This is a genomic window from Microbacterium phosphatis (assembly GCF_049177115.1).
In the GTDB taxonomy this organism is placed as follows: Bacteria; Actinomycetota; Actinomycetes; order Actinomycetales; family Microbacteriaceae; genus Microbacterium; species Microbacterium phosphatis.
Window position 1 is genome coordinate 2,996,320 of sequence record NZ_CP185370.1, and the last position, 14,187, is coordinate 3,010,506.

Sequence of the window (14,187 nt, forward strand, 5' to 3'; positions counted from 1 at the left end):
GACCGGCTCAGCGGTGGCGGAACTCCGGCGCGCGCTTCTCGCGGAAGGCGGCCATGCCCTCCTTCTGGTCCTCGGTGTCGAACAGCGAGGCGAACAGGTGGCGCTCGACGCGCAGCCCCTCGCGCAGCGGGGTCTCGAGGGCGGCCGCCAGCGCCGCCTTCGCGGCCCGCAGGGCAGGCAGCGGCTTCGCGGCGATCGACTCGGCCAGCGCCGACGCCTCCTCCCGCAGCGCATCGGCGGGCACCACGCGCGAGACCAGGCCGATGCGCTCGGCCTTGGCGGCGTCGATCATCCGGCCGGACAGGATCAGCTCGGCCGCCTTGTAGGCGCCGACGGCGCGGGTGAGGCGCTGGGTGCCGCCGATGCCCGGGATCACGCCGAGCGTGATCTCCGGCTGGCCGAACTTCGCCGAGTCGGCGGCGAGGATCACGTCGCACATCATGGCCAGCTCGCACCCGCCGCCGAGCGCGTAGCCCGCGACCGCCGCGATCACGGGCGTGCCGACGTCCGCGAAGGAGCGCCAGCCGTCGAACAGGCCGTCGTCCGAGACCTGCTGGCCCGAGAGGCCCTCCATCTCCTTGATGTCGGCACCCGCGGCGAAGGCGCGGTCGGATCCGGTCAGCACGATGGCCCCGATGCCCTCATCGGCATCGAGGGCGGTCGCCGCGGCGACGACGTCGCGCATCACCTGGGCGTTCAGCGCGTTCAGTGCCTGCGGGCGGTCGAGCGTGATCCAGCCGACGCGGCCCCGGGTCTCGACGCGGATGGTCTCGTACTCGGTCATGGTGCCTCCTTGCGGTCCTGGCCCCAGCCAACCACGGTCGCGGTGTCCCGCCCACTCATGCGGCGGTTGGCGCATCCGGCGCGGGTCGCGCATAGTGGGGCGTGTCCGTCCGCCGATCCGCCTCGAGGAGACCCCCGATGTCCTTTCCCCGGATGAAGTGGTCGCGCGCCGTGACACTGACCCTCGCCGTGATCGCCACGGTCTCGCTGACGGCGACGCCCGCGCTGGCCGCCCCGGGCGCCCCCGGCGCGAAGCCGGGCGTCTGCCCGCCGGGCCTGACCCAGAGCGCGACGCTGAGCCCCGCGCAGGCGCGCGGCGTCGACCTGACCGGCTGCGACACCGAGGCCACGGTCGTCGTCGACGGTGTGGGAGTCGAGCTCCCCGCCCCCGGGACCGGCGTCGCCGCGTTCGGGGTGAGGTCCGACGGCGAGGAGGCCTCCCTGATCGTCACGACCGATGCCGCCGGCCGTGTCGACGTCCGGGTCGAGGGCCAGGCGGCCACCACGAAGGCCACCTCGGCCGCCGCCGTGACGCGATGCACCGACGCCAGCTACGCGCTGATGGGCGCCAAGTGGTACTCGACGCCGACGTACCGGGTCAACAGCGCCGAGCGTCGTCCGTCCAACATCACCGCCTCGCGGTGGAACGCGATCGCCACCGCGGCCGTCGGCACGCTCAAGACGGGGAAGAACACCTGCGGCCTCGCCGCGATCCACGCCCCCGGCACCGTCGCGACCGGCAGCGGGACGGACGCGAACATCACCACCGCCAACGCCTGCGCGACCCCCGACTCGTACAGCACGGTCGACTTCGGCAGCCTCAGCGGCAGCCTGCTCGGCCTCACCTGCGTCGCGTTCACGGTGCGATCCGGGCACGACCAGATCGTCGCGGCCGACACCCGGATCGACAACTCCAGCCGCGCGTGGGTGTACACGACGACCGGGTGCAGCGGTGCCCGATACGACCTGCTGTCCACGACCACGCACGAGATCGGGCACGCCTACGGCCTGAACCACGCGGTCGAGCGCGGCGGCAGCGACCTCATGATGAGCCCCGTGATCACCTCCTGCAACGCATCGTCGCGCACCCTCGGTCGCGGCGACCTGGCGGGCATGGTCGCCCTCTACCCGCGCTGAGCGGGCGGCGGATCAGCGGACCGGACGCATCCGGAGGTCGCCGAACAGCGCGGCGATCGGCGCGATCACCCGATCGCGCGCGGCGATCCAGCCGCCGGCGAGCACCAGCACCGACACCGCGAAGATCCAGAAGCCGACCCACGACACCTCGTCGCGCCCGGCGTACATGGCGTTGAGGTTGCGCAGCACGCCCGTGGTGAGCACGAGCCCCACGTGGACGACGACGAAGCCGACGAAGAACAGCATCGTCGGGAAGTGGATCGCCTTGGCCAGGTCGATCGAGAACACCCGGTTGATGCGGCGGTCATCGCGCGGCCAGAAGGCCGACAGCCGCGCCCCGGTGAGGATCGCGAGCGGCGAGGCCACGAACACGATCAGGAAGTAGAACAGCTGCTGGAGGCCGTTGTAGCCGGTCCAGCCGCTGTGGGTGGGCCAGTCGAGCGAGACGTACTGGATCAGCGCCGACAGCGCGTTCGGGAACACGTCCCAGCTGGTCGGCACGATCCTCACCCAGTGGCCCGAGGCGAACAGCAGCACAACGAAGACGAGGCCGTTCAGCATCCACAGCGCGTCGAGCGCGAGGTGGAACCAGACGGTCAGGCTCATCCGGCGCTTCTTCACCCGCCTCGACGACCACAGGCCGCTCGGGGTCTTCTCGCCCTTGATGCGGATGCCCGTCCGGATGATCAGCAGCAGGAAGAAGCCGTTGAGGAAGTGCGTCCACGAGAGCCACGCGGGGATGCCGATGCCCTGACCCTCGGGCATCGGCGCGGCGCCCGGGTAGGCGGCGAGGAAATCGGCGACCGGTTCGAGCGAGGCGATCCAGCGCGTGAAGAACACCGCCATGAACGCCAGGATCACCAGCGCCGCCGCCCCGAAGGCGCCGTAGATGGCGCGCAGGATCGCGGGAAGACGGGCAGGGGTCACGAATAGATCATGCCAGGCGCCGGAAAGGCGGTGATTCGATGCCGAAATACAACGACACAGCCCGGGTGCCGTCGGCACCCGGGCTGTGGGATCGCGATAGCGTCAGACCAGGCGGGTCTTCGGCGACACGCTGTAGGTGGCCTCGGGGTCGGTGTTCGCGACGCCCGAGAGGGTGTCGTCGATCGCCTTCATGAGGTCGGCGTCGAGCTTCACGCCCGAGGCCTTGACGGTGTCCTTGAGCTGCTCGGGGCGCGAGGCGCCGACGAGGGCGGCGGCCACGTTCTGGTTCTGCAGCACCCAGGCGATCGCGAGCTGCGGCATCGTGAGGCCGGCCTGCTCGGCAAGCGGCTTGAGGTTCTGCACCGCGGTGAGCACGTCGTCGCGCAGCCAGCTCTTGATGAAGTCGGCGCCCGACTTCTCATCGGTCGCGCGCGATCCCTCCGGCACCGGCTGGCCCGGCAGGTACTTGCCGCTGAGCACGCCCTGCGCCATCGGCGACCAGACGATCTGCGAGATGCCGAGCTCCTCGGACGCGGGCACGACCTTGCCCTCGATCACGCGGTGCAGCATCGAGTACTGCGGCTGGTTCGAGACCAGCTGGAAGCCCAGCTGCTTGGCCAGAGCGTGACCCTCGCGCAGCTGCTCGGCCGTCCACTCCGAGACGCCGATGTAGAGCGCCTTGCCCTGACGGACGATGTCGGCGAACGCCTGCATCGTCTCCTCGAGCGGCGTCTCGTAGTCGTACCGGTGCGCCTGGTACAGATCGACGTAGTCGACCTGCAGGCGGCGCAGCGATCCGTCGATGCCGTCGCGGATGTGCTTGCGCGAGAGGCCGTGGTCGTTCGGGCCCTTCTCGCCGATCGGGAAGTACACCTTCGTGAAGATCTCGAGGCCCTCGCGACGCTGACCCTTCAGCGCCTCGGCGAGCACCTCCTCCGCCGCGGTGTTCGCGTACGTGTCCGCGGTGTCGAACGTCGTGATGCCCGCGTCGAGTGCGGCGTGCACCGTCGCGATCGCCGCGTCGTTCTCGACCTGCGAGGCGTGGGTCACCCAGTTTCCGTAGGTGATCTCCGAGACCTTGAATCCGCTGTTGCCGAGGTATCGATAGTTGACCATGGGACAACGCTATCCATCGCCGGATCCCTCCGGGGCGGATCACCGGAATACGTTCGCCGGATCGCCGCCGCCTGTCGTCGAGGGCGGCTCGCCCTACTGAGCGGTCAGGCCCCGGTGGCGACCTGCGCGGCCTGCTGGTCCTCTTCGGTCGCGACGAGCTGACCGCAGGCTCCGTCGATCTCCTTGCCGCGGGTGTCGCGCAGGGTCGTCGGGATGCCGGCGTCGTTGAGCCGGCGCACGAACTCGCGCTGCACCGACTTCTCGGACGCATCCCAGACGGATCCGGGGGTCGGGTTCAGCGGGATCGGGTTCACGTGCACCCAGCCGCGGCCGCGCGCGTTCAGCTTGTCGGCCAGGAGATCGGCGCGCCACGGGTGGTCGTTCATGTCACGGATCAGCGCGTACTCGATCGAGACGCGGCGCCCGGTCTTCTCGTAGTAGCCGCGGGCGGCGTCGAGCACCTCGTCGACCTTCCAGCGGGAGTTGACCGGGATGAGCTCGTCGCGCAGCTCGTCGTCGGGGGCGTGCAGCGACAGGGCGAACGTCAGCGGGATGTCCTCGTCGGCGAGCTTGCGGATCGCCGGGGCGAGCCCGACGGTCGACACGGTGATGCCGCGGGCCGACATGCCCAGGCCGTCGTTCTTGTCGACCATGGTGCGTACGGCGTGCATCACGCGGGCGTAGTTCGCCAGCGGCTCGCCCATGCCCATGAACACGATGTTGGTGACGCGCTCGTCGGGGTGCTCGCGCTTGCCGAGCTCGCCGTTTGCGATGGCGCGGTTGGCGCGGACGATCTGGTCGAGGATCTCGGCGCTCGACATGTTGCGCGTGAGCCCCGCCTGGCCGGTGGCGCAGAACGGGCAGTTCATGCCGCAGCCGGCCTGCGACGAGACGCAGAGGGTGATCCGGCCGGGGTAGCGCATCAGCACCGACTCGACCAGGGCGCCGTCGTGCAGGCGCCACAGGAACTTGATCGTGTCGCCGTTGTCGGTCTGCAGGCGGCGCACCTCGGTGAGGAGGTTCGGGAGCAGGCCCGTGACCAGCTCCTCGCGGCCGCTGGCCGGCAGATCCGTCATGTCGGCGGGATCGCTCGTCCAGTGCTGGAAGTAGTGCTTGGCGACCTGCTTGGCGCGGAAGCCCTGCAGGCCGAGCTCCTTGACGCGCTCGATGCGCGCCTCGGGCGTGAGGTCGGCGAGGTGCACGGGCGGCTTGCCGCGCTTCGGGCTCGCGAACTGCAGCAGCGGGCGGCCGGTGTCGTCCTTGGCCTGCTGCCATCCCTCGGTCTGCGGCCGGACCTGGCGCGTGCCACCGGTGGTGCGGATCGCGGTGTTCGCGGGGCGCGCGGGCGTGTCGGTCATGGGGTCAAGCGTATTCGGAGGCGGCTGGGATCGGGCTGGTGCGGCCGGGGATCCGAATCCGCCGCCCCTGGTGGTCGCAAAACGCCGCGTGCCCGTGGGCCGGTGCGGCGTTTCCTGACCGGAAGGAGCGGAACGGAACCGGGCCGGGATCGGGTTCCGGGCCGGATCGGGGATGTCAGAAGGTGTGGGCCAGGCCGAGACGCGCACGCAGGCGCTCGGCATAAGCGCCCCTCTCCGCGGGGGCGGCCCAGTGGGCCTCGCGATGCCGGCCGTACAGGTCGTCTCCCTCGCGGCGCGGGAAGACGTGGACATGCAGGTGCCAGACGTCCTGGTCGCCGGCCGGCTCGTTGTGCTGGCGGACCGAGGTGCCCTCGCAGTCGTAGGTCTCGCGGATCGCGATGGCGACCTCACGCACGAGATCCCACACCGCGCCGTTGTCCGCCGCGGCGATCGAGTACAGGTTCTCGGTGTGCCGGCGCGGGATCACGAGGAGCGAACCGGGGTTGTCCGGCCACCACTTCGGCGCGACGCGCGCGTAGGCGCCGTCCGTCACCGCGATGACGTCCGTCGGCTGATTCCGCTCGTCGTACTCGCCGCGCTGGAGGCGGCAGAACGGGCAGGAGTAGTCGGCCGGCTCGTGGGAGGTGGTGCTCATCCTCCGATCCTGGCTCTCCTGGTCGCGAAACGCCGCGTGCCCCGGGGGGCGCGCGGCGTTTTGTGACCGGTAGGCCCGGCAGGCGGGCGGGGGCGTCAGTCCAGCGCCACCCAGCCCGCGTTCGCGGCGGCCGAGCGCTCGACGGCGTCGAGCACGCGCTGCACGTAGAGGCCGTCCTCGTAGGAGGGCGACGGCGCCGTACCCGAGGCCACGGCCCGGGCGAACTCGACGATCTCGTGCGTGAAGGTGTGCTCGTAGCCGAGCCCGTGGCCCGTGGGCCACCAGGCCTCGAGGTACGGGTGCTCGGGCTCGGTGGCGAGGATGCGGCGGAAGCCGGACTCGCCCCCGGGCAGCGTGTGGTCGTGGAACTCGAACTCGTTCATCCGCTCGAAGTCGAAGGCGACGGACCCGGCCGATCCGTTGATCTCGATCCGGATCGCGTTCTTGCGGCCCGCGGCGAAGCGGGTCGCCTCGAAGGTGGCGAGCGCGCCGCCGTCGGTGCGCGCGATGAACACCGCGGCGTCGTCCACGTCCACGGGGCCGGTGCCCTCGCCGGCCGTCGCCGCGAGCGACCCCTGCGAGGCGACCAGCGGGCGCTCCTTGACGAATGTCTCGGTCAGGGCGCTGACGCCGGTGAGGCGCTGGCCCGTGAGGAAGACGGCCATGTCGATGATGTGCGCGCCGATGTCGCCGAGCGACCCGGATCCGGCCTTCGCCTTCTGCAGGCGCCAGACGAGCGGGAACTGCTCGTCGACGATCCAGTCCTGCAGGTAGGTGGCGCGGATGTGGCGGATCGTGCCGATGCGGCCGTCGTCGATGAGCTTCTTCATCGCGCCGAGCGCGGGGGTGCCGCGGTAGCTGAAGCCGACCATCGACTGCACGCCGTTCGCCCGCGCGGCCGCGGCGGCGGCCGTCATCTCCTCGGCCTCGGCGACGGTGTTGGCCAGCGGCTTCTCGCACAGCACGTGCTTGCCCGCGGCGAGCGCGGCGTTCGAGATCTCGGCGTGCAGGTCGCCCGGCACGCAGATGTCGACCGCGTCGATGTCGGGATCGTTGATCGCGTCGCGCCAGTCGGTGGCGAAGCGCGGGATGTCGAAGGTGTGCGCGAACTCCTCGACGGCGGCGGCGTCGCGGCCGACCACCAGGTCGACCTTGGCCGACACGTCGAAGAACCGCGGGGCCGTCTGCCACGCCTGGGCGTGGATCTTCCCCATGAAGGAGTAGCCGATGAGGGCGACGCGAAGGGCAGGCTTGTGATGCATCGGATCAGACCAGTTCCGTGAGCGGGACAGGGGCGGGGCGGTCGCACGTGCTGGCGACAGGGATGGTGCGCCCCTCGTGGGCGGCGCGGATGAGCGACTCCATGACGTCGAGCACGTGGAAGGCGAGCTCGCCGGACGTGCGCGGGGCGCCGCCGGTGGCGACGAAGTCCTGCAGCGCGATGCCGCGGCCGCCGTCGACGTAGCCGCCGGCGGGCGGCAGCACGGCCCATCCGTCGGAGTCGAGCACGTTGACCTCGACGTCGCCGTCGAAGTGGTTCGGGTCGGGCACGACCATGGAGCCCGTGGTGCCGTGGATCTCGATCCGCGACGAGCGCGAGGCGACCGTGTCGAACGACATCACCAGCGTCGACAGCGCGCCCGACTCGTGCACGAGCACGCCCGTGACGTGGGTGTCGACGTTCACGGGGATGACCTCGCCGGCGCGGGCGCCGGAGCCGATCGTCCGCTCGCTGCGCACGGCGCTCGCCGCCCCGACGACCGAGACCACGGGCCCGAGCAGGGTGACCAGTGCCGACACGTAGTACGGGCCCATGTCGAACAGCGGGCCGCCGCCGGGCTGGTAGTAGAAGTCGGGGTTCGGGTGCCAGCGCTCGTGACCGGGCGTCATCATGACCGCCGTCGCGGCGATGGGGGTGCCGATGGCGCCCTCGTCGATGGCGACCCGCGCGGTCTGCGTGCCGGTGCCGAGCACGGTGTCGGGAGCGCAGCTGGCGACGAGGCCCGCCTCGGCGGCCGCGTCGAGCACCGCCCGGGCGCCCTCGATCGTCGCCGCGAGCGGCTTCTCGCCGTGCACGTGCTTGCCCGCCGCGATCGCCGCGAGGGCGATCTTGTCGTGCGCCGCGGGGATGGTGAGGTTCAGCACCAGATCGACCTCGGGGTCGGCGATGAGCTCGTCGACGCTGAGCGCGCGAGCGCCCTCGATGCGCGAGGCGACCGCCTCGGCGCGCGCCGGATCGAGATCCGCCGCCGCCACGATCCGGACGTCCGCGAGGTGCGGGAGGGTCGCCAGGTACTGCTCGACGATGTTGCCGCAGCCGACGACGCCGACCTTCAGGGGCGCCGCGCTCATCGGGCAGCCCACAGCATGCCGCGCTCGATGATGGTGCGCACGTTCGGATCCTGCAGCACATCGAGGGAGTGACCCGGCGTCGCCACGAAGATGCGGCCCTTGCCCCAGAGGCGGGTCCACACCGCGGGCGAGGTCAGCGGCCGGTGCCACGGGTGGTACGGCTGCGTCGGGTGGGTGGTGGTGGCCAGCACGTCGATCAGGTCGTCGTGCAGCACCCAGTACTGCTCGGTGTTCAGCTCGAAGTCGTCGAGGCCGGCCATGATCTCGTGCGAGCGCCCGAGGTCGGTGAGCTCGACGGTGTACGGCAGGTAGTTGTCGCGCTCGTCGCCGGGGCGCTCCTCGGGGTGGCGGCCGGGGTGCGTGGCGAACTGGCCGCCGATCAGCTGCAGGTAGTCCGAGCTGTTGCGGTACGAGTCGGCGATGCCACCGTGCCAGCCGGCCATGCCGGTGCCGTTCTCGATCGCCGTGCGCAGGCCGATCAGCTCGTCGCGCTCGATCGTGTTCATCGTGTTCGACTGCACGATGAGGTCGGTGGCGGCCATGGCCTCGGCGTCCGCGTAGACCGCGGGGCTCTCCTCCACCCGGACCTCGAAGCCATGCTCCTGCAGGAACGGGATGAACAGCTCCGTCGCCTCGACGGGGTGGTGGCCGTCCCATCCGCCGCGCACGATGAGGGCGCGGCGGCCCGTGGTCTCTTCCGGCATGAGCTCTCCTTCTCTGACGTCACTGTCTGGCGCGCACGCAGGCACGCGGGGTCGAGGGTATCGGTCGCCGGTGGCGGCGAGGGCCCCCGAGGGGCTTTTTGCGCGAAAAGCTATCCGCGCAGGGTGGGCCCCTCCAGCACCGCCCGGACGGACGGATCCTGCTCGGTGGCGAGCGCGAGGGCGAGGCCGCTCTCGAGCACGTCGTCGATGCGCACGCGGGCGCCGGTCTCGGCCGACTGCACCGCCGCCTCGACCATCGCGAGGCTGCGGAGGTTGCTTCGCGCGGACCCGGACGGTTCGCGGCCGTCCCTCACGCAGGCCAGGAACTCGGCCAGCGACGCGGCGATCTCCTCCTTCGCGGCCGGATCGATCTCGCGCTCGCGCACCTCGCCGTCGTCGACCGTCACCCGCGATCCGCCGTCCCAGGCCGCCGATCCGCGCTCCGCGCTGATCCGCCAGGATCCGTTCCACGACGTCTCGAGGCCCGGTGCGCACCAGCTGCCGGTGAACACGAAGCGCGATCCGTCGTCGAACGTGAACACGGCGTGCGCGTTGGCGTCGGCCTGGAACCACGACCACGAGGGGTTGTGCTCCTCGCAGTACACCGACACCGGATCGGCGCCGGTCACGAAGCGCGCCGCGTCGAAGGCGTGGATCGCCATGTCCACAAGCAGGACGTGGTCCATCTCCTCGCGGAACCCGCCGAAGTGCGGCGCCTTGTAGAACTCGGTCACGACCGATCCGATGGCGCCGAGCCCCGCCACTTCGTCGCGCAGGGCGTCGAGGGCGGCGTAGTAGCGGCGCGACTGGCTGATCATCAGCAGCCGGCCGTGGGCCTCGGCCGCGGCGGCCTGGCGGATGGCGTCGGCGACCGTGGGGGCGGCGGGCTTCTCGCACAGCACGGGCAGCCCCGCGGCGAGCGCCTCGACGTTGACGGGAAGGTGCGCGACGGGGACCGTGACGTTCACGACGGCGTCGGCGTCCGTCGCGGCAGCGACCTCGGCGACGCTCGTGCCCACGGCCACACCCTCGAGCCCGTGATCGGCGAGGGCCGATCGCGCGGCGTCGACGTTGAGGTCGACGAGCCCCACCAGCTCGGCGCCGGGCTCGGCGGCGATGGTGCGCAGCCAGGCGCGCCCCATCCCGCCCGCGCCGACCTGGACGATCCGGAGCGGGGCGCCCTGCAGCTGCTCAGTCGCCATTGTGCATCGCCCCGCCGTAGCCCTGGCCGTTGTAGAAGTCCTCGCGCTCGTAGCGCAGCAGGGTCGGCGTCGAGCGCTCGGGGCGCAGGGTCTTCGCCCACTCCACGCCGTTGGAGATGACCTTGCGCACCTCGGCCTGGTGGTAGACCGGGTAGTCCTGATCGCCCGGGCTGAAGTAGAAGATCTTGCCGAAGCCGCGGCGGTAGGTCATGCCGCTGCGGAACACCTCGCCGCCCGAGAAGGTCGACAGGAACACCAGCTCGTCCGGGGCGGGCACGTCGAAGAACTCGCCGTACATCTCCTGCGCCGGGATGATGAAGGGGTGCGGGATGCCCTGCGCGATGGGGTGCGTCGGGTCGACCGTCCAGACGATCTCGCGGTCGTCCTTGGAGCGCCAGCGCAGCGTGCACGTGGTGCCCATCAGCTTGCCGAAGATCTTCGACCAGTGGCCCGAGTGCAGCACAAGCAGGCCCATGCCCGCGAGGACGTGAGCGTGCACGCGCTCGACGATCTCGTCGGCGACCTCGGAGTGGGCCGCGTGGCCCCACCACACCAGCACGTCGGTCTGGGCGAGGAGCTCCTCGGTGAGGCCGTGCTCGGGGTCGTCGAGGGTCACGGTCGTGACGATCGCGCCGTCGCCGAGGTTCTCCTCGATCCCCTCCTTGATGGTGGTGTGCATGCCGTCGGGGTAGATGTCGCGCACGTTCTGCTGCACCTGCTCGTGGCGGTTCTCCCCCCACACGACGACGCGGATGGGGGATGCGGGGGCGAGCGCCGTCATGGCGTCCTCCTCTTTCTTCTCGTTATTCGATGTCGGTACGGCGGTCGGGGTCACTTGACGGCCCCGCCCATGGCGCCGGCGGCGATGTAGCGCTGCGCGACGAGCAGCAGCACGATCGCCGGGAGGGACGACAGCACGGCGGTCGCCATGACCGCGCTCCAGTTCGAGACCTGGGTGCCGAGGTAGGAGTAGATGCCGAGGGTCACCGGGCGCAGATCCTCGGTCGTGGTCAGCGTGAGCGCGAACAGGAAGTCGCTCCACGCGAACAGGAACGCGAACAGCCCGGCGGTGATCAGCGCGTTCTTCGCGATCGGCAGCGCGATCGACCAGAAGGCCCGCACGGGCCCGGCGCCGTCGACGCGGGCGGCCTCCAGGATCGACGGGTGCAGGCCCATCATGAACGCCCGCAGCACAAGGATCGCGAACGGGATCGAGTGCGACGCGTCGGCCAGGATGAGCCCGACGACCGAGTTCAGCAGCCCGAGATCGTTGTACGCGGCGTACAGCGCGTTGGCGATCACGATGCCCGGGATCATCTGGGCGATCAGGATCACCAGCAGCGCGACGCTGATCCACCGGTAGCGGAACTGCGCCAGCGCGTACGCGGCGGGAGCCGCGATCACCAGGCACACGACGACGGATCCGATCGACACGATAAGGCTGGTCAGCAGGTTGCCGCCCTGGTCGGCGAGGGCCTGCTCGTAGCCGGCGAAGCTGGGGTTCCAGGGGATCAGCCCCGCGTTGAGGGTGTTGCCGGACGGCTGCAGCGAGGTGTTCACCATCCAGTAGACGGGGAACAGCATGATCGCCAGCAGGGCGATGCCCACGACGGTCGAGAGGCGGCTGCGGGTGGAGCGGGCACGCTGACGGCGCGCGGCGCTCTGGTCGACGGTGATCAGGGCGGTGGTCATGTTCTCTCCTTCCGGATCACTCGTCGACGGCCTTGCGGTTGGACCGCAGGTAGATCAGCGCGAACACGAGCGAGAGCAGGATCAGGATGTTGCTGAAGGCCGCGCCGACGCCGAACTCGAAGTCGACGAACGACGTCTGGTAGGCCCGGATCGCGATGGTCTGGGTCGCGTTCGCCGGCCCTCCGCCCGTGAGGCCGAGGATCACGTCGAGCACCTTGAGCGTGTAGACCACGCCGAGCACAAGGACCACGCTCATCACGGGGCGGAGGTTCGGCAGCGTGATGTGCCAGAACGCCTTCCAGCCCGTCGCGCCGTCGAGGGAGGCCGCCTCGTAGAGCTCCTCCGGGATGTCCTGCAGGCCGCCGTAGAGCAGGGTGACGTTGAAGGGGATGCCGACCCAGATGTTGACGAGGATCACGGCGATCAGCGCGACATCGGGGCTGGTCAGCCACGGCACCGCGTCGAGCCCGATCGCCCCCAGCGCCTGGTTGAGGATCCCGCTGTCCTTGTCGAGGATCGCGCGCCAGGTGGCGCTCGAGACGATCAGCGGCAGCAGCCACGGCAGCAGCAGCATCGCCCGCAGGAACCCGCTGAGGGGGAACTGGCGGCGGAAGAACACCGCCAGCCCCATGCCGATGACGAACTGGCCGATGAGCGATCCGATGGTGAACAGCAGCGTGTTCGCCATCGCCGGCCAGAACAGCCCGCTGGTGACCGCCGTCACGTAGTTCTGCAGGCCGACCCAGGGGGCCTCACCCGTGAAGAAGGTCTTGGTCGTGTAGTCCTGGAACCCCATCAGGATGTTCTTGACGACCGGGTAGCCGAAGAACAGCAGGATGTAGATCGCCGCCGGCACCACGAACAGCGCCTTGATGACGTCCTCGCGGCGCAGACGCCTGCGCCGCGAGGACAGCACGGTGGTCATCGAGCTCAACCGCGCGCGGCCTGCTCGAGGGCGTCGGCCGGCGTGGCCTCGCCCGTGATCGCGAGCTGGACCGCGTTGTAGATCACCGTGGCGACGGTCGGCCACTCCTCACCGAGCTTGCCGGTGCGCGAGCGGGCATCGACGACCTGCTGCGTGAAGGCCTCCATCGAGGGCACCTTCTCGACGTAGGCGTCGACGAGCGATGTGCGGGTCGGGACCATGAAGCGGGCCTCGGCGACGGCCATCGAGTTCTCCTCGTTGGTGACGCAGCCGATGAACTCGGCCGCCTTGGCCTGGCGCGCCTCGTCTCCGGTCTCGGGGACGGTGAGGACCTCGCCACCGAGCGGCGCGACGGGCTTCTGACCCTCCTCGTTGACGGGCACCAGCACGGAGCCCCACTCGAAGTCGGTGTCGGCGAGGGCCGGGATCTGCCACGGGCCGTTGACCATCATGGCGGCCTTGCCCGCCACGAACTGATCCTTCACGTCGGCCTGCGACCAGTTCACGACGCCGCCGGAGGCCGAGCCGTCCTCCACCAGGTCGACCCAGAGCTGGAGCGCCTCGGCGACCTCGGGGGTCTGCAGATCCGTCTCGTCTCCGCCGTTGGTCCACATGAAGGGCAGGAACTGCCAGGCGCCCTCGTAGGTCGCGATCGCCGAGAACGCGATGCCGTAGCGGTCGCCCTCGGTCAGGGCGGCGGACGCGGCCTTCAGGTCGTCCCACGTCTTCGGGGGCTCGATGCCAGCCTCGTCGAGCAGCGTCTTGTTGTAGAAGATGCCGAGCGTGTTGACGGCCGGCGCGAGGCCGTAGACCTCGTCCTCGTAGGTGGCGGCGTCGAGGATGCCCTGGGCGAAGCCCTCGGTGTCGACGTCGAAGCGGCTGAGGGGCGCGAGCCCCCCGGTGGCGGCGATCTCCTGCACGTCGGGGTTGTCGAGCATCAGGATGTCCGGGAGCGTCTTGGACGACGAGCGCTGCAGGACCTTCTGGATGAGGTCCTTGCCGGGCACGGTCTCGCGCTCGATCTTCACGCCGATCTCCTCGGAGCAGGTGTCGATGACGCCCTGCATGATCGTCTTGTCGGGCTCGTTGTTCCAGTAGTCGAGCATCGTGAGCGAGTCGACCTCGCCGCCGGCGTCACCTCCCCCGGTGCCACCGCCGCCCGCGCAGGAGGCGAGGAGAAGCGGGGCCGTGGCGAGAGCTGCGACAGCCGTGAGGGTGCGGATGCGACGCATGGTGACTCCTTCGTCAGTGCGTGAGGGTGGGAAGGTCAAACGTTTAAGTTATGCGTTTAACCGCTGTGTAGGTATCGTGCATCTCACCGGCGCGGCTGTCAACA

General features: G+C 70.4%; 14 protein-coding genes. 1 reads left to right on the forward strand and 13 read right to left on the reverse strand.

From position 1 onward, the window contains the following. Positions 1 to 7 precede the first annotated feature (7 nt). Positions 8 to 784, reverse strand: a complete 777-nt coding sequence (locus tag ACOKGD_RS14360; RefSeq protein ID WP_342335751.1) for an enoyl-CoA hydratase-related protein — start codon at positions 782 to 784, stop codon at positions 8 to 10. 137 nt (positions 785 to 921) lie between these two features. On the opposite strand from ACOKGD_RS14360, the gene ACOKGD_RS14365 reads away from it, so the two are divergent. Beyond that, positions 922 to 1,920, forward strand: coding sequence for a matrixin family metalloprotease (locus tag ACOKGD_RS14365; RefSeq protein ID WP_342335752.1), 999 nt, complete (start codon positions 922 to 924; stop codon positions 1,918 to 1,920). A gap of 12 nt (positions 1,921 to 1,932) precedes the next feature. Here the strand turns inward: ACOKGD_RS14365 and ACOKGD_RS14370 are convergent, their stop codons facing one another. The 12 genes from ACOKGD_RS14370 to ACOKGD_RS14425 form a co-directional block, all read right to left on the reverse strand. Next, positions 1,933 to 2,847 (reverse strand): cytochrome b/b6 domain-containing protein, encoded by a 915-nt coding sequence (locus ACOKGD_RS14370; RefSeq protein ID WP_342335753.1) that lies wholly within the window; start codon positions 2,845 to 2,847, stop codon positions 1,933 to 1,935. 102 nt (positions 2,848 to 2,949) lie between these two features. Beyond that, positions 2,950 to 3,963, reverse strand: coding sequence for an aldo/keto reductase family protein (locus ACOKGD_RS14375; protein WP_342335754.1), 1,014 nt, complete (start codon positions 3,961 to 3,963; stop codon positions 2,950 to 2,952). 104 nt (positions 3,964 to 4,067) lie between these two features. Then, the gene (gene rlmN / locus ACOKGD_RS14380) at positions 4,068 to 5,321 is read right to left on the reverse strand and encodes a 23S rRNA (adenine(2503)-C(2))-methyltransferase RlmN (protein WP_342335755.1); all 1,254 of its coding nucleotides are present in this window, start codon (positions 5,319 to 5,321) and stop codon (positions 4,068 to 4,070) included. Between the two features lie 175 nt (positions 5,322 to 5,496). Then, complete coding sequence (locus ACOKGD_RS14385; protein ID WP_342335757.1) at positions 5,497 to 5,976, reverse strand: HIT family protein; 480 nt, start codon at positions 5,974 to 5,976, stop codon at positions 5,497 to 5,499. Between the two features lie 95 nt (positions 5,977 to 6,071). Continuing rightward, positions 6,072 to 7,238, reverse strand: coding sequence for a Gfo/Idh/MocA family protein (locus ACOKGD_RS14390; protein WP_342335759.1), 1,167 nt, complete (start codon positions 7,236 to 7,238; stop codon positions 6,072 to 6,074). Between the two features lie 4 nt (positions 7,239 to 7,242). Further along, positions 7,243 to 8,328: a Gfo/Idh/MocA family protein gene (locus tag ACOKGD_RS14395; RefSeq protein ID WP_342335760.1), complete on the reverse strand. Its 1,086-nt coding sequence runs from the start codon at positions 8,326 to 8,328 to the stop codon at positions 7,243 to 7,245. Further along, positions 8,325 to 9,032, reverse strand: coding sequence for a ThuA domain-containing protein (locus ACOKGD_RS14400; protein ID WP_342335762.1), 708 nt, complete (start codon positions 9,030 to 9,032; stop codon positions 8,325 to 8,327). Before ACOKGD_RS14400 ends, ACOKGD_RS14395 begins: the two co-directional genes overlap by 4 nt. 110 nt (positions 9,033 to 9,142) lie before the next feature. Beyond that, entirely contained in the window at positions 9,143 to 10,234 is a 1,092-nt protein-coding gene (locus tag ACOKGD_RS14405; protein WP_342335763.1) for a Gfo/Idh/MocA family protein, read from the reverse strand. Then, the gene (locus ACOKGD_RS14410; RefSeq protein ID WP_342335764.1) at positions 10,224 to 11,015 is read right to left on the reverse strand and encodes a ThuA domain-containing protein; all 792 of its coding nucleotides are present in this window, start codon (positions 11,013 to 11,015) and stop codon (positions 10,224 to 10,226) included. Before ACOKGD_RS14410 ends, ACOKGD_RS14405 begins: the two co-directional genes overlap by 11 nt. A gap of 50 nt (positions 11,016 to 11,065) precedes the next feature. Then, positions 11,066 to 11,926 (reverse strand): carbohydrate ABC transporter permease, encoded by an 861-nt coding sequence (locus tag ACOKGD_RS14415; protein ID WP_342335766.1) that lies wholly within the window; start codon positions 11,924 to 11,926, stop codon positions 11,066 to 11,068. 16 nt (positions 11,927 to 11,942) lie between these two features. Continuing rightward, positions 11,943 to 12,851, reverse strand: coding sequence for a carbohydrate ABC transporter permease (locus tag ACOKGD_RS14420; RefSeq protein ID WP_342335767.1), 909 nt, complete (start codon positions 12,849 to 12,851; stop codon positions 11,943 to 11,945). A gap of 5 nt (positions 12,852 to 12,856) precedes the next feature. Continuing rightward, entirely contained in the window at positions 12,857 to 14,083 is a 1,227-nt protein-coding gene (locus tag ACOKGD_RS14425; RefSeq protein ID WP_342335769.1) for a sugar ABC transporter substrate-binding protein, read from the reverse strand. Positions 14,084 to 14,187 lie beyond the last annotated feature (104 nt).